Raw genomic sequence first — 26,445 nt, 5'->3', positions numbered from 1 at the left:
TAGCGTGGCTGTCGACGCCGAACGTCACGCCAGCGTGGCCCACGCAGCCGTTTGCTCACCACAGATTTGCTCACCCCCGCCGAACGCCACCCTCTCACCCCCGCCGAGCGTCACCCCGCCGAGCGTCACGCTAGCGTGGCTGTCGACGCCGAACGTCACGCCAGCGTGGCCCACGCAGCCGTTTGCTCACCACAGATTTGCTCACCCCGCCGAACGTCACGCTAGCGTGACAGCCGCAGCCGGTCTGCGCACCCGCGACTGGCACGCGCCGCTGCGACACGCTTGATGATGTCGGCCGGACGATCCCCAGACAGCACCCGGATGTCAATCCATCCACGGGCCCTGATCTTCTCTTGCCGCGTGCGATCCCAGTTGTACTGCCAACTATTGACTCGGTGCTGTTCCCCGTCGTACTCCACAGCGACTTTCACTTCCTCCCAACCCATGTCGAGATAAGCGAAAGCCTCGCCCGCCTCGTCGCACACCGTTATCTGGGTGCCCGGCCGCGGAAAACCAGCCCGGATCAGCAGCAAGCGGAGCCACGTTTCCTTTCTCGATTGCGAGCCACCGTCGGCCAGCTCGAGCGCAGTCCGTGCCCGCCGGATACCGCGCCGAGTGGGGTAGCGCTGACAGAGCAATTCCACATCCGCATCCTTGATGTCGACCGCGGCGAACAACGCATCCAGAGCCTCAACGGCATCGTCGGTCGGATACCAGCAACCCATGTCCAAGGCAGTCCGGGCCGGAGTTGTCACCGGCATCCCGCGGACGTGAACAACCTCGTCATCTTCGATGCGATCACCCCGAACCTTCAGACCTGGCAACGGGTTCCGATTAGTATGCAGGATTTCCAAAGGCGCACAAGCGTCGACCCACTTCGCACCGTGCACCGCACTCGCCGTCATACCCGCGACGATGCCTCTCCGTCGCGACCACAGCCATGCCGCTCTGGCCCGCACCTCTGGTGTCAACTCGTCATGCGGACCGACGTATACGTCACGAAGTAGCTTCTTGTAGCGCGTTCGTAGTGCGCTCTTGACGATATCGCCGTTGGCGACGGCCTCACTGCCGACAAATAGTTCGGGCATGGAACCGTAGGGTTCCATGGCTGCGACAAGTCGTCAGCTCACCGACAGCGCGCGATCCACAACCCGTCACACTGGCTTGACACTCAACGACCGCCGCCACCCTGGCGTGACGCTCGGCGACCAACAGCGCCGCCGCACCCCCCCACCAATCCTGCCCCGCCACACTGGCATGACATTCAACGCCCGCCGCCACCCTGGCGTGACGCTCGGCGACCAACAGCGCCGCCGCAACCCCCACCAATCCTGCCCCGCCACACTGGCTTGACACTCAACGCCCGCCACCACCCTGGCGTGACGCTCAGCGTCCAACAGCGCCGCCGCAACCCCCCACCAACCTTACCGCGCCACACTGGCACGACACTCAACGCCCGCCGCCACCCTGGCGTGACGCTCGGCGACCAACAGCACCGCCGCAACCCCCCACCAATCCTGCCCCGCCACACTGGCATGACACTCAACGCCCTCCGCCACGCTGGCGTGACGCTCGGCGACCAACAGCGCCGCCGCGCCCCCCACCAACCTTGCCGCGCCACGCTGGCGTGACGCTCGGCGACCAAAGGCGCCGAGCTACGCCAGGGACGACATCTAACCCAGGATCAATCCCGACGTCGGCACCCCGGTACCCGCGGTGACCAGCACATGCCCGACGTCGGGCACCGGGTTCACCGAGGTGCCGCGCAACTGCCGCACCCCTTCGGCGATCCCGTTCATGCCGTGGATGTAGGCCTCACCGAGCTGCCCGCCGTGGGTGTTGATCGGCAACCGCCCACCGATCTCTACGGCGCCGTCGGCGATGAAGTCCTTGGCCTCGCCCCGGCCACAGAACCCCAACTCCTCCAACTGAATCAGCGTGAACGGCGTGAAGTGGTCGTAGATCACCGCGGTCTGGATATCCGACGGCGACAACCCCGACTGCGCCCACAGCTGTTGGCCGACCAGACCCATCTCGGGCAGTCCCAGTTCGGGCCGGTAGTAGCTGACCATCGTGTATTGATCAGGACTCGAGCCCTGTGCGGCACCGTCGATGACGGCCGGGCGCTGTTTGAGGTCCTTGGCACGTTCGACCGAGGTGATCACCAACGCCACCGCGCCGTCGGTCTCCTGGCAGCAGTCCAACAGGCGCAGCGGCTCGGCGATCCACCGCGAATTCTGGTGATCCTCAATGGTTATCGGCTTCTCGTAGAAGTACGCCTTGGGGTTCTTGGCGGCGTGCCGACGGTCGGCCACCGAGATGGCACCGAAGTCGCGACTGGTCGCCCCAGACCAGTGCATGTATCGCTGCGCGATCATCGCCACCTGCGCGGCCGGCGTGGAGAGCCCGTGCGGATACGAGAAGGAATTGTCGGCCGACGTCGAATCGGCTTCAGCCGCAGCGCTTCCCACCAAACGTGTCTGTACCTGCCCGAAACGCATCCCGGACCGCTCGTTGAACGCCCGGTAGGCCACCACGACGTCGGCCAGCCCGGTCGCCACAGCCATCGCGGCGTGGGCGACAGTGCCGCACGCAGCACCACCGCCATAGTGCACCTGCGAGAAGAACTTCAGGTCGCCCATACCGGTGGCGCGGGCGACGGCGATCTCCTTGTTGGTGTCCATTGTGAACGTTGTCAAGCCGTCGACATCGGCGGGCGATAACCCGGCGTCGTCCAACGCATCCCGGACCGCTTCGGCCGCCAGTCGCAGTTCGGACCGACCGGAGTTCTTGGAGAAGTCAGTGGCGCCGATGCCGACGATCGCAGCCTTACCCGAGAGCATTACGCATCCCCGATCGTCAGCGTGACGTTGGCAATCACGTGGTCGCCAAGGCTGTTGCGGCCGAACACCTTCAACGTGATCAGCCCCTCCTCGACCGCGGTAACCTCACCGGAGAAGGTCACCGTGTCGTAGGCGTACCACGGCACACCGAGCCGCAGCCCGATCGACTTGATCCGCGCCGACGGGCCGGCCCAGTCGGTGACGAAGCGTTGCACCAAGCCGGTGTCGGTGAGGATATTGACGAAGATGTCCTTGGACCCCTTGGCCTGGGCCAGGTCCCGGTCGTGGTGCACATCCTGAAAGTCTCTGGTGGCCAACGCCGTTGAAATAATGAATGTCGGCGTGCCCTCCAGCTTCAGTTCGGGCAGCTGCACGCCCACTTCCACCACCGGCGCGCTCATGTCGAAGGCTCCCAAGCGTGAAGCGTCCATTCCGGGCCGCTATCGCCGGCCGGAAAGTCGATATAGGTTGCGCGAACCGGCATTCCGATCTTCACCGCACCAGGATCGACACCCCGCAACTCGCCCAGCATGCGCACCCCCTCCTCAAGCTCCACCAGCGCGATCACGAAGGGCAGCGTGCGGCCCGGCACCTTCGGCGCGTGATGCACCACGAAGCTGAACACGGTGCCGCGGCCGCTGGCCACCGCGTAGTCGACCGGCTCGCCGGGCGGCTGCCAGACCGCCGGCACCGGAGGATGCACCAGGCTGCCGTCGCCGCGGCGCTGGATGCGCAACTCGTGGGCTTTGACGCCCTCCCAGAAGAACGCGGTGTCCCGCGACACCGCGGGCCGCATCATTGCATCGGCATCCAGGTCATCCGGCACCGCAGACACGGTTGCATCGGCCTCGCGCGGCTTGAACTTCAATATGCGCCAAGCCATCTCGGCGACGTCTTCGTCACCGACGCGCCAGGTGATGTGTTGGTTTATGAACCAGCCCTCGCCCAGTCCGGTCTGTTTGGGGCCGACCACGTCGCGCATCTCGGAGTGGATAGTGACCCGCTCGCCGGGGCGCAGATAGCGGTGGTAGGTCTGCTCACAGTTGGTGGCGACAACGCCGATGTATCCGGCGTCGTCGAAGAGTTGCATGATCGGGCCCATGGGGTCGTCGGTCGGGCGTTCGCCACCCTGCCCGAACATCGTCCACACCTGAATCATGGCCGGCGGTGCGACAATTCCCGGATGTCCGGCAGCCTTCGCTGCTTCCTCGTCCACGTAGATCGGGTTACGGTCGCCCAGTGCCTCGACCCAGTTGTTGACGATCGGCTGATTCACCGGGTCGCGGGACACGCGCGGTGCGGCGACGACGGTGGCGGTGATCTCCGCGACCGCTTCGCGAATATCCGTCATCGAGGGACCCTCGGCACCTTCAGCCCGGCGGCAGCGATCATCTCACGCATGACTTCGTTGACGCCCCCGCCGAAGGTGATGACCAGGTTGCGTTTGGTCTGCGAGTCCAGCCATTGCAGGAGTTCAGCGGTCTCCGGCTCCGCCGGGTTGCCGTATTTGCCGACGACCTCCTCGGCCAGCCGTCCGATGTACTGAATCTTCTCGGTACCGAAGACTTTGGTCGACGCGGCGTCGGCCACGTTGATGTCCTCACCGGCTGCGGCCACCTGCCAGTTCAGCAGCTCGTTGATCCGCCACATCGCATAGATCTCGCCCAGCGCCCGCTTGACGTCGTCGTGCTCGATGGGGGTGACACCGTCGCCACCGGGCTTGGATGCCCAGTCGTGCACGCGGTCGTAAATCCCCGCGGTCCGTCCAGCCGGACCCAGCATCACCCGCTCGTTGTTGAGCTGGGTGGTGATCAACCGCCAGCCGCCGTTTTCCTCGCCGACCAGCATGTCGGCCGGCACCCGGACATCGTTGAAGTAGGTGGCGTTGGTGTGGTGGGCACCGTCGGACAGGATGATCGGTGTCCAGGAGTAGCCGGGATCCTTGGTGTCGACAATCAGGATCGAAATGCCCTTGTGCTTAACGGCTTCCGGGTCGGTGCGGCAGGCCAGCCAGATGTAGTCGGCGTCGTGCGCGCCGGTGGTGAAGATCTTCTGCCCGTTGACGATGTACTCGTCGCCCTGGCGCACGGCGGTGGTGCGCAGCGACGCCAGGTCGGTGCCGGCGTCGGGTTCGGTGTAGCCGATCGCGAAATGGACCTCGCCGGCCAGGATCGCCGGCAGGAACTTCTTCTTCTGCAGATCGCTGCCGAATTGCTGCAGGACCGGACCGACCGTCTGCAGCGTCACCGCCGGCAGCGGCACGTCCGCCCGATGCGCCTCGTTGACGAAGATGGACTGTTCGATCGGCCCGAATCCCAAGCCGCCGAATTCTTTTGGCCACCCGACACCGAGCTTGCCGTCTTTCCCCATCCGGCGGATGACCGCGCGGTAGGCCTCGTTGTGCCGGTCGGACTCCATCGCCTTCGCCTCGTCCGACGAAATCAGATTGGAGAAGTATTCCCGCAACTCCGCCTGCAACTGGCGCTGCTCGGGGGTCAGGTCTATAAACATTGCGCTCCCACCAATTCCAGCCGATGAGACGACCCGCCCAGCAGCCGGGTCAGATCTTTGATCGACGAGTAGTACCGGTGCATCGGATAGGTGATGTCCATGCCCATGCCCCCGTGCAGGTGATGGCAGATCTGCATTGCCGGCGGCGCCTGAGCGGCCAGCCAGTACCCGAGGACATCCAAATCGGCGGTGGCGTCGAGCCCCTCGGACAACTTCCACAGCACCGTCTTGGCGGCCAAATCGATGGTGCGCGAAGCGATGTAGACCTCTGCTAATTGCGCAGCAACCGTTTGGAACGTCGACAACGGCTTGCCGAACTGTTTGCGTTCAGCCACGTAGTCGGCGGTCAGCCGCAGCGCGCCGGCCACCAGACCATCGGCGTAGGCGCCGATCATGGCCAGCGCCAACTGATTCACCCGCGCCGGTGCCGCACCGGCCAGCACCTCGGATTCCCCGACCGCAACATCGTCGAAGGTCACCGTGAACTCGTCAGCACCGGTCGACGTCGGCGTTTGGACCAGCCGGACGCCATCGGCCTTCGGCGACACCAACACCACGGCACTGTCGGTGGTCACCACGATCCAGTCGGCCGAATCGGCGTATCCGACACCGACTTTGGTGCCGGACAGCCGTCCGTCGACGAGACTCACCGAGGGCCGGTCCGGCAATGCGCGGCCAGGCTCATTCAACGCCGCCGTCAACACCCCGCCCTTGGCGACGCCGGCCAGAAAGCGGTCCTGCTGCTCGTCGGACGCCAACTCCACCAGGGGCACCACGCCAAATCCCAGGGTGGCCAGGGCCGGGGTGATGGCGCCGTGCCGGCCCACTTCGGTCAGCACGGTGCCCACCTCGGAGAGGCCGACACCGTCGCCACCGAGCCGGTCGGGAACCGCCAGCGCCGTGACGCCGCCGTCTGCCAAAGCGGCCCAGGTCGATTCGCGACTCAGAACCGAGGTGACGACATCGGCGACAGCCTCTTGTTCTGCGCTGAGGTCGAAATCCATCAGGAGGTCACCGGGGTCTTACCGGTGTAGTCCACCTGCCAGTGTTTGATGCCGTTGAGCCAGCCGGACCGCAGCCGTTCGGGTTCGGAGATGGGCTTGAGGTCGGGCATGTGGTCGGCGACGGCGTTGAAGATGAGATTGATCGTCATCCGCGCCAGGTTGGCGCCGATGCAGTAATGCGCCCCGGTGCCGCCGAAGCCGACGTGTGGATTCGGGTCGCGCAGGATGTTGAACGAATGCGGATCGTCGAAGACCTCTTCGTCGAAATTGGCTGAGCGGTAGGACATTACCAACCGCTGGCCCTTCTTGATCTGTACGCCGTTCAGCTCGGTGTCCGCATTGGCGGTGCGCTGGAACGCAGACACCGGCGTCGCCCAGCGGACGATCTCGTCGGCGGTCGTCGAGGGACGTTCCTTCTTGTACAGCTCCCATTGGTCGGGGTTGTTCGCGAACGCGATCATTCCGTGAGTGATCGAATTGCGGGTGGTCTCGTTGCCCGCCACGGCCAGCATGATGACGAAGAAACCGAATTCGTCGTCGGACAGTTTCTCACCGTCGATGTCGGCCTGGATCAAGGTCGTGACGATGTCGTCGGTGGGGTTCCTGCCCCGCTCGTCGGCCATCGCCATCGCGTACATGATCAGTTCCATCGACGACTGCGCGGGATCGATGTCCGCGTACTCCGGGTCCTCCCCGCCGGTCATCTCGTTGGACCAGCGGAACAGCTTGTCGCGGTCCTCCTGCGGCACACCCAGCAGACCGGCGATGGCCTGCAGCGGCAGCTCACACGACACCTGCTCGACGAAGTCGCCGCTGCCCGCTGCGGCCGCTTCCTTGGCGATGTTCTGCGCGCGCCGGGCCAGCTCGTCCTCCAGCCGGCCCACCGCCCGCGGGGTGAAGCCGCGGGAGATGATCTTGCGCAACCGGGTGTGGTGCGGGGCGTCCATGTTGAGCATGACGTTGCGCTGCAACTCGACGCTCTCCCGCGTCATCTCTTTGGGCCACGTGGGGATGGCCCCGTTCTGCCAGCTGGAGAACATGTCGCTGCGGCGCGACACTTCCTTGACGTCGGCGTGCTTGGTCAGCAGCCAGTAACCGTTGTCCTCGAAGCCCCCGCACCCGTCGGGCACCTCGACCCAGTGGATAGGTTCGGACGCGCGGAGTTGCGCAAGTTCGGCTACGGGCAGGCCGGCGAGGTTGATGTCGGGATCGAGGAAGTCGAAGTCAGCCGAAATATTTGCGGGTGCCATTCGAGTGTTCTCCTAAAATTGCAACGAGTTCTAGTTCCAGTAAAACACGCCTCCACCGCAGACAAAAGGCGGTCCGGCATCCTCGCTTGTCATAGTAATGAAACGTGTTCTAGCCTGGCTGCATGGGTAACCCGGTAATCGTCGAAGCCACCCGCAGCCCGATCGGCAAGCGCAACGGTTGGCTCTCTGGACTGCACGCCACCGAACTGCTCGGAGCTACGCAGAAGGCGCTGGTCGACAAGGCCGGAATCTCGTCTGAATTTCAAGCCGGCGAGGTCGAGCAGATCATCGGCGGCTGCGTGACACAGTTCGGCGAGCAGTCCAACAACATCACCCGGGTCAGCTGGCTCGTCGCCGGGTTGCCGGACCACGTGGGTGCGGTGACCGTGGACTGCCAGTGCGGCAGCGGCCAGCAGGCCAACGGTCTGGTCGCCGGCCTGATCGCCGCCGGCGCCATCGACATCGGTATCGCCTGCGGGATCGAGGCGATGAGCCGGGTGGGCCTCGGCGCCAACGCCGGCCCCGACCGCAGCATCCTGCGGCCCGCCTCGTGGGACATCGACCTGCCGGACCAGTTCACCGCCGCCGAGCGAATCGCCAAGCGGCGCGGCATCACCCGCGACGAAATCGACGAATTCGGCTACCAGTCGCAAGCGAAGGCCAAGCAGGCGTGGGCGGAGGGCCGCTTCGACCGCGAAATCTCGCCGATCGAAGCCCCCGCGCTCGACGAGAACAAGCAACCGACCGACGAACGCGTCACGATCAACCGCGACCAGGGCCTGCGGGAGACCTCGCTGTCGGGGCTGAGCGCGCTGAAGCCCGTGCTGGACGGCGGAATTCACACCGCAGGCACATCGTCACAGATCTCCGACGGTGCCGCGGCGGTGCTGTGGATGGACGAAGACAAAGCCAAGTCGCTCGGACTCAAGCCTCGCGCGCGAATCGTCAGCCAGGCACTCGTCGGCGCCGAACCCTACTACCACCTCGACGGTCCGGTGCAGTCAACGGCCAAGGTGCTGGAAAAGGCCGGCATGAAGATCGGTGACATCGACATCGTCGAGATCAACGAGGCGTTCGCATCCGTGGTGCTGTCCTGGGCGCGGGTGCACGAGCCCGACATGGACCGGGTCAACGTCAACGGCGGCGCGATCGCGCTGGGTCACCCGGTGGGCAGCACCGGCAGTCGGCTGATCACCACCGCGCTGCACGAGTTGGAACGCACCGACAAGAGCACCGCGCTGATCACGATGTGCGCGGGCGGCGCGCTGTCGACCGGGACCATCATCGAGCGCATCTGATCGGGCCGTGCCGGTTTCCGACGAGCACCGCATCGCGGCCGCGCAGAGCTATATCGACGCACTGGTGAGCCACGACGCGGACGCGGTGCCGTTCGCCGCCGGTTGCACTCGCATCGAGTTGGGTGTGAAGAACGGTTTCTCCGGAAATCACCTGCGGCGCAGCCTGAGTCGCAACCCGCAGTACCGGATCATCGCCGACGCAACACCCCCGCAATACCGCATCGAGGGCGACGAAGTGCACGCGGAGTACGACGTGCTGACCAAGGTGGCGTTCGCCGGCCGCCGGGTCGTCGGACGGGTCACCGAGACCTTCGTGATCCCGGCCGAAAGTCCCAGCGGCAAGGCCGAGATCCAGCACATCCGGGCACGGTTCGTGCCGTTCATCCAGCGCTAGGAACCAATGATGCCGAAAGCCCAACCGCGGTACCTGAATTCGCCGTTCACCGATTTCTTCATGAAGTGGATGGCCAAGCTCAATACGTGGATGTACCGCCGCAATGGCGGCGACGGTCTGGGCGGCACCTTCGGCAACAGCCCGGTGGCACTGCTGACCACCACCGGTCGCAAGACCGGTGAACCCCGGGTCAGCCCACTGCTTTTCCTGCGCGACGGCGACCGGGTCATCCTGGTGGCCTCCCGCGGCGGCTCCGACAAGCACCCGATGTGGTACCTGAACCTCAAGGCCAACCCGGAGGTGAAGGTGCAGATCAAAAAGGAAACGCTGGAACTGACCGCCCGCGACGCCACTGAGGACGAGCGCGAGCGGTACTGGCCGCAGCTGGTCGCGATGTATCCGTCGTTCGACGACTACCAGTCCTGGACAGACCGCAAAATACCGATCATCATCTGCGACCCCTAACATCTCTTGGCATGACCGACCGGCTGAACGACGTCGTCGCCAACCAGTACGAGAAGTGGACGTATCCCGAGCCGATACAAGATCTCGAGGTGTGGTTGCAGGACGGGTGGCAGTGGTTCGACCCCAGTCACGCGTCCATCCAGTTCTGGCCCGACCGGGACTACAAGCCGGACATGGACATCCTCATCGCGGGCTGCGGCAGCAATCAGGCGGCCATCGTCGCCTATAACAACCGCGCCTCCCGCGTGATAGGGATCGACGTCAGCCAGCGGTCGCTGGACCACGAGCAGTACCTCAAGGACCGGCACGGATTGTCCAATCTGGAGTTGCACCGCCTCGCGATCGAAGAGGTCTCGACGCTGGGCCGGGATTTCGACCTGATCATGTCAACCGGGGTGCTGCACCACCTGGCGGATCCCGAGCTGGGTATGAAGGCGCTGGCCGATTGCCTGCGCCCGGACGGCGCCGTCGGACTGATGCTCTACGCCAGGTACGGCCGCATCGGAGTGGAGCTGGTGCAGTCGGTCTTTCGCGATCTCGGGCTGCAACAGGACGACGAGGGCATCCGAAAGGTGAACGAGACCATCGCGATGCTCGATCCCAACCACCCCTTCCTGGTCTACCGCGATACGGCACCGGACCTGTATTACGAGGCGGGACTGGTCGATACCTGCCTGCACGGCCGCGACCGGAGTTTCACCACGGGGGACTGTCTGGACCTGCTCACCTCGGCTGGCCTGGAGTTCCAGCGCTGGTTCCACAACGCGCCGTACTACCCGCACGATGTCAACAGCCTGGCCAACCCGGCTACCGAGTTCTACGAGATCATCAGCGCACTGCCGCAGCGGCAGATGTGGTCGGTGATGGAGCGCCTGCGCACGGCCAACGCCTGCCACTTCTTCATCGCGACGCACCGCGACCGGCCCAAGGCCAGCTACACCATCGACTTCAGTGCGGCCGAGGCGCTGGACTTTGTTCCGCGAATGCGCCTGAGCTGCAACCTGTCCGGGGCTGTCATCCACCGACCGCACTGGGACATGACCCTCAACGCCACCGAACTGCCCTACGTCCAGTACATCAACGGTCAGCGCACCATCCGCGAAATCGCGGCCGCGGTCGCGCACAACGAAACGGACCCGTTCAAGCTCGGGCTGTATGAGAACTTCGGCCGCGGGCTGTTTCAGTCGCTGTGGCGACTGGACTTCATCGAGATGAGCCTGGAAGCGGTGCGCCGCTAGGGGGTCAGGAACCCGCCCCGTACACCGGAACCGGCGGCCGCGACTTGGCCAGCAGGTCGGTGACGACCGGCCCCAGTTCGGCCGGGTCCCACTTGGCTCCCTTGTCGATCTGCGGTCCGTGCGCCCAGCCTTCGGCGACCCGGATCAGGCCGGCCTCGACCTCGAACACCTTGCCGGTGACGTCCCGGGACTCCACGCTGCCCAGCCAAACCACAAGTGGGGAGACGTTTTCCGGCGCCATCGCGTCGAACCCGCCGTCTTCGGGTGCGGCCATGGTCTCGGCGAACACCGCCTCGGTCATCCGGGTGCGGGCGGCCGGCGCGATCGCGTTGACGGTGATGCCATAGCGTCCCAGTTCAGCGGCACCGACCAGGGTCAGCGCCGCGATGCCGGCCTTGGCCGCCGAGTAGTTGCCCTGCCCGACACTGCCCTGCAGGCCGGCCCCCGAGCTGGTGTTGATGATGCGAGCGTTGAGGTCGTCGGGACCGACGGTGCCGCCCTTGATCTGCCGGCGCCAGTAGCCCGCGGCGTGCCGCAGCGTCGCGAAGTGCCCCTTCAGGTGGACGCGAATCACCGCATCCCACTCGGATTCACTGGTATTGGCCAACATTCGGTCACGAATGAACCCGGCGTTGTTGACCAGCACATCCAGGCCGCCGAAGGTATCGACGGCGGTGTCGATCAGGTTCTGGGCACCCGTCCAGTCGGCGACGTCGTCACTGTTGACCACAGCCTCGCCGCCGGCGGCCTTGATCTCGTCGACCACCTGCTGCGCGGGGCTCTCGCCGGCGGACCCGTCCAGCCCGACGCCGATGTCGTTGACCACGACGCGCGCGCCCTCGGCGGCGAACGCCAAGGCATGCGCGCGGCCGATACCGCGGCCCGCTCCGGTGACGATGACAACCCGGCCGTCAACCACTCCCATGAGTTTCCCCTGTCCTCTACTTGACCGCGCTTGCGTTCGTTGTGGCTAGATAGTGCGGTGGTTCGCCGCCACCGTGTACCTCGAGCGTGGCACCGCTGATGTAGGACGCCGCGTCGGAGGCCAAAAATGCCGCGGCCCAACCGATATCGTCCGGGCGGGCCAGCCGGCCCAGCGGTACGTTCTTGGAGATCGCGGCGATCGACTCGGCGTCGCCGTAGAACAGATCGGCCTGCTCGGTCTCGACCATGCCGACCACACACGCGTTCACCCGGACCTTCGGCCCCCACTCCACGGCCAGCGTCTCGGTCAGACTCTCCAGGCCGGCCTTGGCCGCGCCGTAGGCCGCGGTGCCCGGACTGGGCCGCCGCCCGCTGAGGCTGCCGATGTTGACGATCGACCCGCCACTGGGCTGTGCCTGCATCTTGTCGTTGGCGTACTGCGAAACCAGCAGTCCGCCAATCAGATTGAGCTCGATGATCTTGCGGTTGAACTTCGGGCTGGATTCCGCGGTCAGCACGTACGGCGAACCGCCGGCATTGTTGACCACCACATCGAGGCGGCCGTGTTGTTGCACGATCGTCTCGATCAGGGCCTGGACGGCCGCTTCGTCACGGATGTCGCAGCTGTGAAACTCGTGCGGAAACCCCTCGACCGGACGACGGGCACAGGTCACCACCCTCGCGCCCTGCCCGGCGAAAACCGAGCTGATACCGGCCCCGACGCCGCGCACCCCGCCGGTCACCAGGACCACTCGCCCCGTCAGACCGAGGTTGATCCCACTCGCATTCGGGGGGGCTGCTTGCGGATTGGTCACTGTGCTAGCGTACCAAGCAAGTGCTTGCTTAGGTAGTTGACCCCAGCGGACCCAGCAGGAAGTGCCATGACGATCACCTCCACCACCCTCGAACCCGGAATAGTCGCGGTCACCGTCGACTACCCGCCGGTCAACGCCATTCCGTCCCAAGGATGGTTCGAACTCGGCGACGCCATCACCGCTGCGGGCCGGGACCCGGAAACCCACGCGGTGATCCTGCGGGCCGAAGGCCGCGGCTTCAATGCCGGCGTGGACATCAAGGAAATGCAGCGCACCGAAGGCTTCACCGCGCTCATCGACGCCAACCGCGGCTGCTTCCACGCGTTCCGCGCGGTCTACGAGTGCGCGGTGCCGGTGATCGCGGCGGTCAACGGTTTCTGCGTCGGGGGCGGCATCGGCCTGGTCGGCAACTCCGATGTCATCGTCGCCTCCGACGACGCGGTGTTCGGACTCCCGGAAGTGGAGCGCGGTGCACTCGGCGCGGCCACCCACCTGTCCCGGCTGGTGCCCCAACACCTGATGCGGCGGCTGTTCTTCACCGCCGCCACTGTCGACGCAGCCACCCTGCACCACTTCGGTTCGGTGCACGAGGTGGTGCCGCGGGGCGAGTTGGACGAGGCCGCGCTGAAGGTGGCCCGCGACATCGCCGCCAAGGACACCCGGGTGATCCGCGCCGCCAAAGAGGCGCTGAATCTCATCGACGTGCAACGGGTCAACGCGAGTTATCGCATGGAGCAGGGGTTCACCTTCGAGCTCAACCTCGCCGGCGTGGCCGACGAGCACCGCGACGCGTTCGCCGGCACGGCGAAGGGCAAGAAAGATGAGTGACAAGCGGACCACCCTGGACGACGCCGTCGCCCAGATCGAGAGCGGCATGACCATCGGCATCGCCGGCTGGGGTTCCCGACGCAAGCCGATGGCGTTCGTCCGCGCCCTGTTGCGCACCGACGTCACCGACCTCACCGTCGTCACCTACGGCGGACCAGATCTGGGTCTGCTGTGCTCGGCCGGCAAGGTGAAGCGGGTCTACTACGGGTTCGTCTCACTGGACTCGCCGCCCTTCTACGATCCCTGGTTCGCCAAGGCGCGCACGACCGGCGCCATCGAGGCCCGGGAGATGGACGAAGGCATGCTGCGCTGCGGGCTGCAGGCGGCGGCACAACGGTTGCCGTTCCTGCCGATCCGCGCGGGGCTGGGCAGCTCGGTGCCGGACTTCTGGGCGGGCGAACTGCAGACCGTCACCTCGCCGTACCCGACCGACGGCGGTTACGAGAAGTTGATCGCGATGCCGGCTCTGCGCCTGGACGCGGCCTTTGCCCACCTCAACCTCGGTGACGCCCAAGGCAACGCGGCCTACACCGGCATCGACCCCTACTTCGACGACCTGTTCCTGATGGCCGCCGACCGGCGGTTCCTGTCCGTGGAACGCGTGGTGCCCACCGAGGAGCTGGTCAAATCGGTTCCCCCGCAAGCGCTGTTGATCAACCGGATGATGGTCGACGGTGTGGTGGAGGCTCCCGGCGGCGCGCACTTCACCACCGCCGCACCGGATTACGGACGGGACGAGAAATTCCAGCGACACTATGCCGAGGCCGCCTCGACCGACGACGGCTGGCAGCAGTTCAAGGCGACCTATCTGTCCGGCAGCGAGGACGACTACCAGGCGGCGGTGCGCAAGTTCGGTGAGGAGGCTTCGAAATGAGCGCGACCAGAGCCGAAGTCTGCGCGATCGCCTGCGCTGAATTGTTCAGAGACGCCGGCGAAATCATGATCAGCCCGATGACGAATATGGCGTCGGTGGGTGCACGGTTGGCGCGACTCACCTTCTCGCCGGACATCCTGCTGACCGACGGGGAGGCCCAACTGCTGGCCGACACCCCAGCGCTGGGCAAGACCGGAGCCATCGAGGGCTGGATGCCGTTCGGCCGGGTGTTCGAGACGCTGGCCTGGGGCCGGCGGCACGTCGTCATGGGCGCCAATCAGGTTGACCGCTACGGCAATCAGAACATTTCGGCGTTCGGGCCCCTGCAACAGCCGACCCGGCAGATGTTCGGGGTGCGCGGCTCGCCGGGCAACACCATCAACCACGCGACCAGTTACTGGGTCGGCAACCACTCCAAGCGCGTCTTCACCGAAACCGTCGACGTGGTGTCCGGCATCGGCTACGACAAGGTGGACGCGGACAACCCGGCGTTCCGGTTCGTCAACGTCTACCGGGTGGTCTCCAATCTCGGCGTCTTCGACTTCGGCGGTCCGGACCGGACCATGCGGGCGTTGAGCCTGCACCCCGGCGTCGGGCCCGACGAGGTTCGCGAGGCGACCTCGTTCGAGGTGCACGGCCTCGACGAGGCCGGCGAATCCAGGGAGCCGACGGAGGACGAACTGCGCCTCATTCGGGACGTTATCGATCCGAAAGCGCTGCGCGACAGAGAGATCCGCCAGTGAAGCTGCGTACCCCGCTGACCGAGCTGGTCGGCATCGAGCATCCGGTGGTACAGACCGGGATGGGCTGGGTGGCCGGTGCCCGGTTGGTGTCGGCGACGGCCAACGCCGGCGGCCTCGGGATCCTGGCGTCGGCCACTATGACGCTGGACGAACTGGCAACAGCGATCGGCAAAGTCAAGGCCGCCACCGACAAGCCGTTCGGCGTCAACATCCGGGCCGACGCCGCCGACGCCGGCGACCGCGTCGAGTTGATGATCCGTGAGGGCGTCAAGGTGGCGTCGTTTGCGCTGGCGCCCAAGCCGGAACTGATCGCGCGGCTCAAAGAGGCCGGCGCCGTGGTCATTCCGTCGATCGGCGCCGCCAAACATGCCCGCAAGGTGGCCGGCTGGGGTGCGGACGCAATGATCGTGCAGGGCGGCGAGGGCGGCGGACACACCGGTCCCGTCGCAACCACGCTGTTGCTGCCCTCAGTGCTCGACGCCGTCGAGGGCAGCGGGATTCCGGTGATCGCCGCGGGTGGTTTCTTCGACGGACGGGGACTCGCCGCCGCACTTTCCTACGGCGCGGCCGGGGTGGCCATGGGCACCCGGTTCCTGCTCACCTCCGATTCCACCGTGCCCGACGCCGTCAAGCAGCGATACCTGGACGCCGCGCTGGACGGCACCGTGGTCACCACCCGTGTCGACGGCATGCCGCACCGGGTGCTGCGCACCGGTCTGGTGGAGAAACTCGAAGGCGGCTCTCGGGCAAGGGGTTTCACCGCAGCCGTGGGCAACGCGGCCAAGTTCAAGAAGATGTCACAGATGTCGTGGCGCTCGATGATCCAGGATGGTCTGGCCATGCGGCACGGCAAGGAACTGAGCTGGTCGCAGGTGGTGATGGCGGCCAACACGCCGATGCTGCTGAAGGCCGGTTTGGTCGAGGGCAACACCGAAGCGGGTGTGCTGGCGTCGGGCCAGGTAGCCGGAATTCTGGACGACCTGCCGTCCTGCGCGGAGTTGATCGAGTCCATCGTGGCGCAGGCGATCGAGCATTTACACAAGGCCGCCAACTTCGTGCAGTAGCCGCCCGTGTCAAGTGGGTTACGCTTTCGCATTTATGGCGACCGTCGAGATGGACCAAGCGGCTCCGGAGTCCGCTGCGCACCACGCGCTGCCCGATCCGGGTGAAGCGGTACCCAAGCTCGCGCTGCCGACGATCGGCATCTTCCTCGCATCCTTGACCGGCTTCGTCACAGCGACGCTCGGCTATGTCAACGGATGGTCGCCGTGGTGGGTGACGGTTCCGGTCAACGCCGCGGTGACGTTCGTGATGTTCACCGTGGTGCACGACGCGTCGCACTACTCGATCAGTTCGGCCCGCTGGGTCAACGCCCTGATGGGTCGGCTGGCCTGGACGTTCGTCGGTCCGGTGGTGGCCTTCCCGTCGTTCGGCTACATCCACATTCAGCATCACCGGCACTCCAACGACGACGACCAGGACCCGGATACCTTTGCCTCACACGGGAAGTGGTGGCAGCTGCCGTTGCGGTGGTCGCTGGTGGAATACTTCTACATCCGCTACTACCTGCCGCGCGTCCGCAGCCGGCCGGTCGGTGAGGTGGCCGAGACGCTGCTGATGTTGGCGCTGAGCATCGCCGGGGTGGTCGCGGCCATCGCCACCGGAAACTTCTGGACGCTGGCCGTGGTGTTCCTCATCCCCCAACGGATCGGCTTGACCGTCCTGGCCTGGTGGTTCGACTGGTTGCCGCATCACGGGCTGGCGGACACCCAGCGCACCAATCGATACCGGGCCACCCGCAATCGCGTTGGCGCAGAATGGCTTTTCACACCGTTGCTGCTGTCGCAGAACTACCACCTGGTGCATCACCTGCACCCGTCGGTGCCGTTCTACCGCTACATCCGCACCTGGAAGCGCAACGAGGAGGTGTACCTGGAGCGCAACCCCGCGATCAACACGGTCTTCGGGCAGCAGCTCAATCCCGACGAGTTCCGGGAGTGGAAGGAGCTCAACGGCAGGCTGGCCGCGGTGCTGCCAGTGCGGATGCCGACCAGGTCCAACTCGCCGCACGCGATGCTGCACCGGATCCCGGTCGCGTCGGTCGACCCGATCACCGCCGACAGCACGCTGGTGACCTTCGCGGTTCCCGAGCCGTTGCAGGATGCGTTTCGGTTCGAACCGGGCCAGCATGTGACGGTTGTCCGGGAGGGTGCGCGTCGCAACTACTCGATCTGTGCGCCCGCCACCCGGGCCCAGTTACGCATCGCGGTGAAACACATTGCCGGCGGAGTTTTTTCGACATATGTCGCCGAGCAGTTGCAGGCCGGCGATGTGCTGGAGCTGATGACGCCGTCCGGGCGGTTCGGCGCCCCGCTGCATCCGCTGCACCGGAAGCACTACGTGGGACTGGTGGCCGGCAGCGGCATCACCCCGGTGTTGTCGATTCTGGCAACCACGTTGGAGATCGAGACCGAAAGCCGGTTCACCTTGATCTACGGCAACCGCACCAAGGAGTCGACGATGTTCCGGGCCGAGCTCGACCGGTTGGAATCGCGCTATGCCGATCGTCTGGAGATCCTGCATGTGCTGTCCGGCGAGTCGATGCACACTCCCGAGCTCCGTGGCCGTATCGATCGTGCCAAGCTCGGCAACTGGCTGACGAGTTCGTTGCCCCCCGACAGCGTGGACGAGTGGTTCATCTGCGGCCCAATGGAAATGACGACGACAGTGCACGAGCTGCTGGTCGAGCATGGCGTGGACACCGAACGGATCCACCTCGAGCTCTTCCACGGCTTCGAGACGTCCACTGTCGCCGGCGGCCGCTACGAGACTGCGACGGTGACGTTCACGTTGTCCGGAACGCAGTACACCTGCGACCTGACCCCGGGCGACTCGGTGCTCGAAGGTGCGTTGCAGGTGCGTGACGACGCGCCGTACGCCTGCATGGGCGGCGCTTGTGGGACGTGCCGGGCCAAGCTGGTCGAGGGCGACGTGGAGATGGATCACAACTTTGCGCTGGGCCGCGCCGAACTCGATGCAGGATATGTGCTCACCTGTCAGTCCCGCCCGACCACGCCGTTCGTCGCCGTCGACTTCGACGCCTGACCGGCGCTCCCCGCCCTCCCGGCGCTCCCCGCCCTCACGGCGCTCCCCGCCCTCCCCGCTCCCCGCTCGGCCCTCCCCGCTCCCCGCGCGACTGTGCATCCGGCGACGCTTCACCTGGGGTTTGCGTCGGCGGTTTCACAGTCGGCATTCAGGTCCGCCAACCAGCGGCATGCATCGCGGCGAACACCCGCGAGATGAACGTGCCCTCTCGGTAACGCAGTAGGTCGTTGTGGACCCGAATGATCGTCCACCCCAGATCTGCCAACGCGACCTGCTTGTCGGCGTCCGCCGCGCGTACCGCGGGGTCGGTCCAGTGTTGCGACCCGTCGTATTCGACTCCGACAAGAAACTCCTTGTAGCCCATATCGATCCGGGCCACGAAGTCGCCGAACTCGTCCCGCACCACGATCTGCGTCTGAGGTGCCGGCAACCCGGCATCGATCATCGCTAACCGCGTCCGCGTTTCCGGTGGCGACTCGGCGGCACTGTCAACCAGCGGCAACACCCGCCGAAGTCTGGCCAGTCCCCGTGCGCCGGAATGCTCGGCGATAACTGCCTTGATGTCGGTGATCTTCAGATCAGTCGCATTCGCCAAAGCATCGATCCGCTCGATGGCCCGAAGTCTGTTCGGTGTTCGTCGGCCGATGTCGAAGGCGGTGCGTGCCGGGGTGGTCACGGCCATCGCTCCAATCAGCAGCGTTTCGTGGGGCGCCAGGACGTCGGAGTGGACGATGATGCGCTTTGGCGGTCTTCGGTTGTCGTGCACCAATTCTGCGTCGAGCTCGGGGCCGACCCACTTCGCACCGTGCAGCGCCGATGCGGACGTGCCGGCCAGTACACCGCGCCGACGCGACCAGAGCCACGCCGCGCGCGCGCTGGCGCCCACTGAGCCTGATACCGGAGGGGGCGTAGACGCCTGGGTACACCGGTTCATACAGCGCCCGCATGGTGCGCTCCGGGATAGCGCCTGCGGCGAGTGCTTCCGCGGCCCGAAACGGCCAGTCCATCGACGGATCGTGCGCCCGCCCTGCGGTCGCGGCCAGTCACTCATCCCCAACCCTGCCGACAGTGCGAATCGCGACGCAAAACCCAGGTGGAGGGTCGCCAGACGCACACTCGCGCGGGAGGGCGGGCACGCGGGCGGGCGGGCGCGGGAGGGCGCGCGGGAGGGCCACCGGGTCGGGCGCGCGAAACTACAGCCGTTCGATGATGGTGACGTTCGCGGTGCCGCCGCCCTCGCACATGGTCTGCAGGCCGTACCGACCGCCGGTGCGCTCCAACGTATTCAGCATGGTGGTGAACAGCTTGGCTCCGGTGGCACCCAGCGGATGCCCGAGCGCGATCGCGCCGCCGGACGGGTTGACCTTCTCCGGGTCCGCCTTGATCTCCTTGAGCCACGCCATGACCACCGGCGCGAACGCCTCGTTGATCTCGACCGTGTCGATGTCGTCAATGGAAAGCCCGGTCTTCTCCAACGCATAACGGGTGGCTGGGATGGGACCGGTGAGCATGAACACCGGGTCGGCGCCGCGGGTACTGATGTGGTGGATGCGCGCACGCGGGGTCAGGCCGTGCTCCTTGACGGCCTGCTCGGAAGCCAGCAGCACCGCCGAAGCGCCGTCGGATATCTGACTGGCCATCGCCGCCGTCAGCCGGCCGCCCTCGACCAATGTCTTCAGCCCCGCCATCTTCTCCAGCGACGACTCACGTGGTCCTTCGTCGACCCGGAACGACCCGGATTCGGTTTCCACGGTGAGGATTTCGTTGTCGAAGTTACCCCCGCGGATGGCCGCGAAGGCACGCTCGTGACTGGCCAGCGAATACTGCTCCATCTCCTCGCGCGAGAGGTTCCACTTCTCGGCGATCAGTTCGGAGCCGCGGAATTGGGAGATCTCCTGGTCGCCGTAGCGGTGCAGCCACTGCTTGGACTCGTTGGTCGGCGAGGTGAAACCGAACTGCTCGCCGACGGTCATCGCCGAGGAGATCGGGATCTGACTCATGTTCTGCATGCCGCCGGCCACGATCAGATCGGCGGTACCCGACAGGATCGCTTGTGCCCCAAAGGAAATAGCTTGTTGACTTGAGCCGCACTGCCGGTCGACGGTGACGCCGGGCACCTCTTCGGGATATCCCGCGGCCAACCACGACAACCGGGCGATGTTGCCGGCCTGACCGCCGACGGCGTCGACGCACCCGGCGATCACGTCGTCGACGGCGCCCGGGTCGACGTCGTTGCGGTCGAACAGTCCGCGCCAGCCCAGCGCGCCCAGGTCGACGGGATGCACCCCGGCCAATGCGCCCCCGCGCTTGCCAACCGCGGTACGCACAGCGTCGATGACATAGGCCTCCGGCATTTCAGACTCCTTCTTTTGCGATCCCGCCCAGCACAATGGCGAGGTATTTCCGACCGACTTGCTGGGCGGTGAGCGGTCCGCCCGGTTGGTACCAGCGCACCGACACCCAGGTCGTGTCGCGGATGAAGCGGTAGACCAGGTCGACGTCGAGATCGGGCCGGAAGTAACCCTCCTCGATGCCCTGGTGCAGCACGTCGACCCACATCTTGCGCTGCTGTTTGTTGCGGTCCTCGAGGTAGGAGAACCGCGGCTGCGACGACAGCCGTTGCGCTTCGTCCTGGTAGATGACCACCTGGGCGTGGCGGTGCTCGATCGCCTCGAAGGATGCCATGAACAGGCCCTTGAGCCGCTCCAGCGGGTTGGGTTCGCTGTCGACGATTTCCCGGTAGCGCAGAAAGAGCCAGTCCAGGAAGCCGCGCAGCAGTTCGTCGACCATTTCCTCTTTCGAGGCGAAGTGGTGATACAGGCTGCCGGACAGGATGCCCGCGCCGTCGGCGATGTCGCGCACCGTGGTGGCACGCAACCCGCGCTCGGCGAACATCACCGCAGCGAGTTCCAACAACTCGTCGCGGCGGCTGTTAGCCTGGCCGGCCACGCGCTCCACCCGGTCAGCGTATCAACCAAGCGCTTGCTCGGCCAACGGGCCTCCCCGCGAGGTGGTCAGCGCATCGTCACCACGGGTGGGCTCTGCGACACGTCAGCTTTCGCGCTCACGTAGGAGCGCACCTGACCTGACTTGGTCCCGCCGGCCTTGGTCTGGGCGGTCAACGGAAAGATGACGTCCCCGGAAACCCGTGCGTCCAAATGATATTGGTCGAAGAACGCTACGCTCAGACCACTCACGTCCGGCTTACCCCAGACCACGGTGCCGTCGACCAGGTCGTAATCGCGTGCCCGCTGTGGGCAGCCGGGCGGCGCCAATTGCGCGGACCGCGTGCACTGAGTCAATTGCGCCGATATGGCTGACATGATCGCCGACTGCCCGGAATCGCTCAGCTCGAAATCCAAGCTGCCGAAACTGCCGGTGGACAGACTGTCGAGCAGGTACGGCTTCTTCAGCTTGACTGCCACATTCGCGTTGGTGCTGCCCGCATTCACCCAGCCTGGGAACACATACGCCGGCGACTTGCCGACCGCGGTTCCGAAGAACGTCAAGGTCTCGAACGCCTTGTTGTCGACGGAACTGACCGTGTCGATCTTGATCGCCGCTTGATCGATCTTCCATTCCTTGCCGGACCTCTTGGTCGACAACGTCACATCGGACATGTTCTCGCCGAACTTCGCGCTCACGTGAACCTGGCCGAAACTCAGCGCACCGGAGTCGCCGAGGATCTTGATGTCGGTGATGGGCCAATGCGCGATCTGCTTCTTGAGGATTTCGTCGGTGAGGAATTCCTTCGACCCCGGCTGATCGCTGCCGTAGCTCAGGGCCGTCTCCGCGTCGCCCCGCGCCAGTGCCTCGAGGTATCCCTTCACCGCGTCCCCGGCGCTGCCCGATCTGCCGTCACTTCCGGACGACACCACCGCGATCACGACGAACACGACAACCACGACGACGGCGGCGGCGACAGTCAGGGCGATGATGAGCGGCTTTCGGTTGCGCGGGCCCGGTGGTCCGAACTGGCCGAAATGCTGGGGACCCGACGGCCACTGCTGGTAGCCCGACGGCGGCTGCCCCGGCCACGCCGGAGGGGCCGGCACCGGCGGCGCGGACCCGGGCTGCGGCAGCTGCCAACCGGCCTGGGTCGCACCGTCAGCGGGATTTGGGGCCTGGCCCCATGGACCCGTAGTCACCACAAACCTTCTTTCCCAGCGTTGCTCATCAGCTATGTGCATCCCCCGTTGAACGGCCCGTAACCGATGCCAGGCCTCGGCTGATCCTAAGTCGTCTCGTTGCGGTTATTCCGCGCTCGATCCGGCCGCCGGTGGCCGGCCGTCACGGTGCGCGGCGACGTTCGGTCGCGCATTGTCGACCGGGCGGCGCCAATTCCGCGAAACACCACACAATCCGTTCGTCGCGTCGTATGTTCTCCCGGGTCGAATTTTGCTCAGTCAGTCCACAGTTGCTCCGACACAGGAAGGGCCGGAATCGTGTTGTACCTGACGTTGCCGCCGGAGATCAATTCACTGCGGATGTTCGCCGGAGCGGGAGCGGCGCCGATGCTGGAAGCGGCCACCGCATGGTGCGGACTGGCCGACGAACTGGGCTCCGCCGCGGAATCTTTCGGCTCGGTGACCGCCAACCTGGCCGGACAGGTATGGCACGGTCCGGCAGCTATCGCCATGGCCGCCAAGGCGGCTCAGTACACGACGCTCCTGAACTCGGCATCGGCACAGGCGACCGTCGCGGCCGCCCAAGCTACCGCGGTGGCAAGTGCTTTCGAAGCGGCCAAGGCGGCCACCGTCGATCCCCAGCTGATCGCAGCAAATCGCAACACCATGCTGAACCTGTTCCGCTCCAACATCTTCGGGCTCAACGCTCCGGCTATCGCGGCAGTCGAGGGAATCTACCAGGAGTTCTGGGCCGCCGATGTCACCGCGATGCTCGGCTACCACGGCGCTGCGTCCGCGGCGGTCGCACAGCTGTCGTCCTGGCAGCAGACGCTGTCGGAACTGCCCGGTATCGGCCGGCTTGTGGCCAGTGCGCAGGATCTCAACCTGGGCGTCGGCAATCGAGGCAGCGGCAACGTCGGCAGCGGCAACACCGGTGCCGGCAACTTCGGCAACGGCAATCGAGGCAACTCGAACGTCGGCGGGGGCAACAACGGCAACGCGAACATCGGCGGCGGAAACTACAGCGACCGCAACGTCGGCTTCGGGAACACCGGCGCGGGCAATTTCGGACTCGGGAATCTCAGTGTCGGTTTTGACAAAGGCGGCAACGCCGGCGCCGGTAACTGGGGCAACTTCAATTTCGGTTTCGGCAACAACGGCACCGCCAACATCGGCGCCGGTAACAACGGCGAGTACAACATCGGTTTCGGCCTCGACGGCAACAGACTGATCGGCATCGGCAATGCGTACTACAACCTGTCCACCGGACAGTTCACCTTCCACGGCCTGAACTCCGGCAGCGGCAACATCGGCTTCGGCAACTCAGGATCCAACAACATCGGCTTCTTCAATTCCGGCAGCGGCAACGTCGGCCTGTTCAACACGGGCAGCAACCCTTACGCCCCGGGCAGTCTGAGCAACCTGGGCATCGGCAATTCCGGTTTCGGCAACATCGGTTTCGGAAACTCGGCGAGCGGAAACTTCGGCATCGGCAACTCAGGCGTGTTGAACACGGGCTTCGGTAACTCCGGCGGATTGAACACCGGTTTCGCGAACGCGGGCGTACTCAACACGGGGATGGACAATTCCGGCGACTACAACACCTTCGACGGAAACTCGGGCAACACCAACACCGGATTCTTCAATTCCGGCAACGCCAACACCGGCGTCGGGGTTATCACCGATAGTGGCGCAGCCACCTCGGGATTCGGTAATACGGGTCTGAACGTCAGTGGCTTCAACAACAGGGCCTCCGGCGGATTGGTGAACGGCAGCATATCGGGTTTCTTCAATTCGGCGGGCGGCGCAGACCCCACGCTGGGTGAGAACGGCCGCGTCTCCGGCTTCTTCAATGCCGCGGTGCCCGAACCGAACTCGGACCTCGTCAGCGGCTTCACCACCGGGTTATGGAATATGGGTTCGCAAATGGCGGGCCTGTTCAGCATCGCCGGACTGCTGAACACCCCGTTCTGACGACGCCCGAGAGCGGCGCCACGGTTCAGGGGTGCTGACTGGAGACCGAAATCACTTCCCCGGTCAGGTAACTCGAGTAGTCGCTGGCCAGGAATGCGATGGTGGCGGCCACCTCCCACGGCTCCGCGGCGCGCCCGAATGCCTCCCCGGCGGACAGCCGGTCCAGCAGTTCCACAGACGACGTCCTGTCCAGGAACTTGTGCCGCGCAATGCTGGGCGAGACCGCATTGATCCGCACTCCGTACTCGGCGGCTTCGATTGCGCTGCAACGGGTTAACGCCATGACACCGGCTTTCGCGGCGGCGTAGTGCGACTGCGAGTGCTGCGCCCGCCAGCCCAACACGCTGGCATTGTTGACGATCACGCCGCCGTGGTCCGCGTCGCGGAAGTACCGCAACGCCGCCCGGGTGGCGCGGAACACCGACGTCAGCGATACGTCCAGGACGCGGTCCCATTCCTCGTCGGTCATATCGGCCACCGGCGTCTGACCACCCAGTCCGGCGTTGTTCACCAGCACATCGAGCCGACCGAATCGCGCTGTCGCCGTGGTGATCAGCGCGTCGACCTGCGCGGTGGACGTCACGTCGCACACGACATGCTCGACCCGGCCCAGCCCCAGCGCCGTCAACTCGTCCGCTGTCTCACCCAGGCGCCGTTCGTGGTGATCGGAGACCAGCACGTCGGCGCCCTCGACGAGTGCCCGGCGCGCGGTGGACGATCCGATGCCGGTGCCGGCAGCGGCGGTCACCACCACGACCTTGCCGTCCAGCAGTCCGTGTCCGGCAATCTCTTTCGGCGCTTCGGCCAAGCTCACCCTTTAACCTCCCGAGGCAGGCCGAGCACCCGCTCGGCGATGATGTTGCGCTGGATCTCGTTGGATCCGCCGTAAATGGTGTCGGCGCGGGTGAACAGATACAACCGCTGCCACTCGTCGAAATCACCGTCGGCCAGGGTCAGTCCCGGCTTGCCCAGCACATCCATCGCCAGCTCACCCAGGCTGCGATGCCAGTTGGCCCACAACAACTTCGACACGTTGTCCTGACCGGGCTGCTCCACATCCATGGTGGCCAGGGCGTAGGAACGCATGGCCCGCAGCCCGGTCCAGGCCCGGGTCAGCCGTTCCCGGATGAACGGGTCGTCCACCGCACCGGTGCGCTGTGCGAGCTCCGCCACATTCGAAAGCTCTCGGGCATAGACGATCTGCTGACCCAGCGTGGAAACGCCACGCTCGAAAGTGAGCGTTCCCATCGCGACCCGCCACCCGTCGCCGGGCTGACCGACCACCAGCGACGCCTCGGTGCGGGCGTCGTCGAAGAACACCTCGTTGAACTCCGCGGTGCCGGTGATCTGGATGATTGGCCGCACCTCCACACCGGGCTGATCCAACGGCACCAGCAGATACGACAACCCGGCGTGGCGTTTGGAGCCTTTCTCGGTGCGGGCCACCACGAAACACCACTGCGACAAGTGCGCCAGTGAGGTCCAGACCTTCTGGCCGTTGATCACCCAGTGGTCGCCGTCCAGCTCGGCGGTGGTCGCGACGTTGGCGAGATCGCTGCCGGCGCCCGGCTCGGAGTAACCCTGACACCACAATTCGGTGACGTCGAGGATGCGCGGCAGGAAGCGTTGCTGCTGCTCGGGAGTGCCGAACGCGATCAGGGTCGGACCCAGCAGTTCCTCGCCGAAGTGATTGACCTTGTCCGGGGCGTTGGCCAGCGCGTATTCCTCGTAGAACGCCACCCGGTGCGCGGTCGACAGTCCCCGGCCCCCGTGTTCGACCGGCCAGCCCAGACATGTCAGGCCCGCCGCGGCCAGATGCTGGTTCCAGGCTCGGCGTTCCTCGAACGCTTCGTGTTCGCGTCCCGGACCGCCGAGTCCCTTCAGTGCTGCGAATTCGCCGACCAGATTGTCGGCGAGCCACTGCCGTACCTCGGCCCGGAACTCTTCGACGTCCTGCATAACCTGTAGGCTAACCTACCAAGCACTTGCTTTGTTAGCCTGGCGACGCAGCCCGCGATGCGGCCGTGTGCTGAGCAGGCGGGCAATCGATAC

The 26,445-nt window shown here is 65.6% G+C and carries 24 protein-coding genes and 1 pseudogene; 10 read left to right on the top strand and 15 right to left on the bottom strand.

Annotation, left to right across the window (positions count from 1 at the left end; translation table 11 throughout):
- Positions 1-221 precede the first annotated feature (221 nt).
- The 7 genes from ACZYZ9_RS23245 to ACZYZ9_RS23215 all read right to left on the bottom strand — a co-directional run bounded on the left by ACZYZ9_RS23245 (position 222) and on the right by ACZYZ9_RS23215 (position 7,608).
- On the bottom strand, positions 222-1,088 hold the full coding sequence (locus ACZYZ9_RS23245) for a hypothetical protein (RefSeq protein ID WP_463828652.1): 867 nt from the start codon (positions 1,086-1,088) through the stop codon (positions 222-224).
- Positions 1,089-1,673: 585 nt separating this feature from the next.
- On the bottom strand, positions 1,674-2,843 hold the full coding sequence (locus ACZYZ9_RS23240; protein ID WP_463828623.1) for a lipid-transfer protein: 1,170 nt from the start codon (positions 2,841-2,843) through the stop codon (positions 1,674-1,676).
- The gene (locus ACZYZ9_RS23235) at positions 2,843-3,244 is read right to left on the bottom strand and encodes a MaoC family dehydratase (protein WP_463828622.1); all 402 of its coding nucleotides are present in this window, start codon (positions 3,242-3,244) and stop codon (positions 2,843-2,845) included. The genes ACZYZ9_RS23240 and ACZYZ9_RS23235 overlap by 1 nt, the downstream gene beginning before the upstream one ends.
- Complete coding sequence (locus ACZYZ9_RS23230) at positions 3,241-4,194, bottom strand: bifunctional MaoC family dehydratase N-terminal/OB-fold nucleic acid binding domain-containing protein (RefSeq protein WP_463828621.1); 954 nt, start codon at positions 4,192-4,194, stop codon at positions 3,241-3,243. Before ACZYZ9_RS23230 ends, ACZYZ9_RS23235 begins: the two co-directional genes overlap by 4 nt.
- Positions 4,191-5,354 (bottom strand): acyl-CoA dehydrogenase FadE29, encoded by a 1,164-nt coding sequence (gene fadE29, locus ACZYZ9_RS23225; RefSeq protein WP_463828620.1) that lies wholly within the window; start codon positions 5,352-5,354, stop codon positions 4,191-4,193. The genes ACZYZ9_RS23230 and fadE29 overlap by 4 nt, the downstream gene beginning before the upstream one ends.
- A complete protein-coding gene (locus ACZYZ9_RS23220; protein ID WP_463828619.1) occupies positions 5,345-6,358 on the bottom strand; it encodes an acyl-CoA dehydrogenase family protein in 1,014 nt (337 codons plus the stop codon). Before ACZYZ9_RS23220 ends, fadE29 begins: the two co-directional genes overlap by 10 nt.
- Positions 6,358-7,608, bottom strand: coding sequence for a cytochrome P450 (locus ACZYZ9_RS23215; RefSeq protein WP_463828618.1), 1,251 nt, complete (start codon positions 7,606-7,608; stop codon positions 6,358-6,360). Before ACZYZ9_RS23215 ends, ACZYZ9_RS23220 begins: the two co-directional genes overlap by 1 nt.
- A 122-nt stretch (positions 7,609-7,730) precedes the next feature.
- Here ACZYZ9_RS23215 and ACZYZ9_RS23210 point away from each other — a divergent pair, with 122 nt between their 5' ends.
- The 4 genes from ACZYZ9_RS23210 to ACZYZ9_RS23195 are packed head-to-tail and all read left to right on the top strand — an operon-like array spanning position 7,731 to position 11,003.
- Positions 7,731-8,906, top strand: coding sequence for a steroid 3-ketoacyl-CoA thiolase (locus ACZYZ9_RS23210; protein ID WP_463828617.1), 1,176 nt, complete (start codon positions 7,731-7,733; stop codon positions 8,904-8,906).
- A gap of 7 nt (positions 8,907-8,913) precedes the next feature.
- Positions 8,914-9,300: a DUF8021 domain-containing protein gene (locus ACZYZ9_RS23205; RefSeq protein ID WP_463828616.1), complete on the top strand. Its 387-nt coding sequence runs from the start codon at positions 8,914-8,916 to the stop codon at positions 9,298-9,300.
- A gap of 9 nt (positions 9,301-9,309) precedes the next feature.
- Entirely contained in the window at positions 9,310-9,765 is a 456-nt protein-coding gene (locus tag ACZYZ9_RS23200; RefSeq protein ID WP_463828615.1) for a nitroreductase family deazaflavin-dependent oxidoreductase, read from the top strand.
- 11 nt (positions 9,766-9,776) lie between these two features.
- Positions 9,777-11,003: a class I SAM-dependent methyltransferase gene (locus tag ACZYZ9_RS23195; protein ID WP_463828614.1), complete on the top strand. Its 1,227-nt coding sequence runs from the start codon at positions 9,777-9,779 to the stop codon at positions 11,001-11,003.
- Between the two features lie 4 nt (positions 11,004-11,007).
- Here ACZYZ9_RS23195 and ACZYZ9_RS23190 read toward each other — a convergent pair whose 3' ends face one another.
- Both ACZYZ9_RS23190 and ACZYZ9_RS23185 read right to left on the bottom strand, forming a co-directional pair.
- Entirely contained in the window at positions 11,008-11,928 is a 921-nt protein-coding gene (locus ACZYZ9_RS23190) for an SDR family oxidoreductase (protein ID WP_463828613.1), read from the bottom strand.
- Positions 11,929-11,944: 16 nt separating this feature from the next.
- On the bottom strand, positions 11,945-12,742 hold the full coding sequence (locus ACZYZ9_RS23185; RefSeq protein WP_463828612.1) for an SDR family oxidoreductase: 798 nt from the start codon (positions 12,740-12,742) through the stop codon (positions 11,945-11,947).
- Positions 12,743-12,808: 66 nt separating this feature from the next.
- Between ACZYZ9_RS23185 and echA20 the strand changes: the two genes are divergently transcribed.
- Genes echA20 through ACZYZ9_RS23160 form a run of 5 tightly spaced genes read left to right on the top strand, consistent with a single transcriptional unit; the run spans position 12,809 to position 18,292 of the window.
- Positions 12,809-13,570 (top strand): (7aS)-7a-methyl-1,5-dioxo-2,3,5,6,7,7a-hexahydro-1H-indene-carboxyl-CoA hydrolase, encoded by a 762-nt coding sequence (echA20, locus tag ACZYZ9_RS23180; RefSeq protein WP_463828611.1) that lies wholly within the window; start codon positions 12,809-12,811, stop codon positions 13,568-13,570.
- On the top strand, positions 13,563-14,444 hold the full coding sequence (ipdA, locus tag ACZYZ9_RS23175; protein ID WP_463828610.1) for a cholesterol ring-cleaving hydrolase subunit IpdA: 882 nt from the start codon (positions 13,563-13,565) through the stop codon (positions 14,442-14,444). Before echA20 ends, ipdA begins: the two co-directional genes overlap by 8 nt.
- On the top strand, positions 14,441-15,187 hold the full coding sequence (ipdB, locus tag ACZYZ9_RS23170; protein WP_463828609.1) for a cholesterol ring-cleaving hydrolase subunit IpdB: 747 nt from the start codon (positions 14,441-14,443) through the stop codon (positions 15,185-15,187). Before ipdA ends, ipdB begins: the two co-directional genes overlap by 4 nt.
- Positions 15,184-16,251: a (3aS,4S,5R,7aS)-5-hydroxy-7a-methyl-1-oxo-octahydro-1H-indene-4-carboxyl-CoA dehydrogenase gene (gene ipdC, locus ACZYZ9_RS23165; RefSeq protein ID WP_463828608.1), complete on the top strand. Its 1,068-nt coding sequence runs from the start codon at positions 15,184-15,186 to the stop codon at positions 16,249-16,251. Before ipdB ends, ipdC begins: the two co-directional genes overlap by 4 nt.
- 34 nt (positions 16,252-16,285) lie before the next feature.
- Complete coding sequence (locus tag ACZYZ9_RS23160; protein WP_463828607.1) at positions 16,286-18,292, top strand: fatty acid desaturase; 2,007 nt, start codon at positions 16,286-16,288, stop codon at positions 18,290-18,292.
- A 148-nt stretch (positions 18,293-18,440) separates the two neighbouring features.
- Here ACZYZ9_RS23160 and ACZYZ9_RS23155 read toward each other — a convergent pair.
- From ACZYZ9_RS23155 to ACZYZ9_RS23140, 4 genes and pseudogenes are all read right to left on the bottom strand, one after another.
- Positions 18,441-19,299 (bottom strand): annotated as a pseudogene (locus tag ACZYZ9_RS23155) (DUF559 domain-containing protein).
- A 186-nt stretch (positions 19,300-19,485) separates the two neighbouring features.
- Positions 19,486-20,646: a steroid 3-ketoacyl-CoA thiolase FadA6 gene (gene fadA6 / locus ACZYZ9_RS23150; RefSeq protein WP_463828606.1), complete on the bottom strand. Its 1,161-nt coding sequence runs from the start codon at positions 20,644-20,646 to the stop codon at positions 19,486-19,488.
- Between the two features lies 1 nt (position 20,647).
- Positions 20,648-21,250: a TetR family transcriptional regulator KstR2 gene (gene kstR2 / locus ACZYZ9_RS23145; RefSeq protein ID WP_463828605.1), complete on the bottom strand. Its 603-nt coding sequence runs from the start codon at positions 21,248-21,250 to the stop codon at positions 20,648-20,650.
- 56 nt (positions 21,251-21,306) lie between these two features.
- Positions 21,307-22,440, bottom strand: a complete 1,134-nt coding sequence (locus ACZYZ9_RS23140) for a hypothetical protein (RefSeq protein ID WP_463828604.1) — start codon at positions 22,438-22,440, stop codon at positions 21,307-21,309.
- A gap of 294 nt (positions 22,441-22,734) precedes the next feature.
- On the opposite strand from ACZYZ9_RS23140, the gene ACZYZ9_RS23135 reads away from it, so the two are divergent.
- Positions 22,735-24,393, top strand: coding sequence for a PPE family protein (locus ACZYZ9_RS23135; RefSeq protein WP_463828651.1), 1,659 nt, complete (start codon positions 22,735-22,737; stop codon positions 24,391-24,393).
- Positions 24,394-24,418: 25 nt separating this feature from the next.
- Here the strand turns inward: ACZYZ9_RS23135 and ipdF are convergent, their stop codons facing one another.
- A complete protein-coding gene (gene ipdF / locus ACZYZ9_RS23130; protein WP_463828603.1) occupies positions 24,419-25,207 on the bottom strand; it encodes a (5R,7aS)-5-hydroxy-7a-methyl-1-oxo-2,3,5,6,7,7a-hexahydro-1H-indene-carboxyl-CoA reductase in 789 nt (262 codons plus the stop codon).
- A complete protein-coding gene (gene ipdE1, locus ACZYZ9_RS23125; RefSeq protein WP_463828602.1) occupies positions 25,204-26,352 on the bottom strand; it encodes an acyl-CoA dehydrogenase IpdE1 in 1,149 nt (382 codons plus the stop codon). Before ipdE1 ends, ipdF begins: the two co-directional genes overlap by 4 nt.
- Positions 26,353-26,445: the final 93 nt, after the last annotated feature.

The organism is Mycobacterium sp. IDUB_28 (assembly GCF_055419285.1).
The sequence above is the reverse complement of the archived record's forward strand: the minus strand, read 5'-3'. Positions and strand labels throughout refer to the sequence as shown.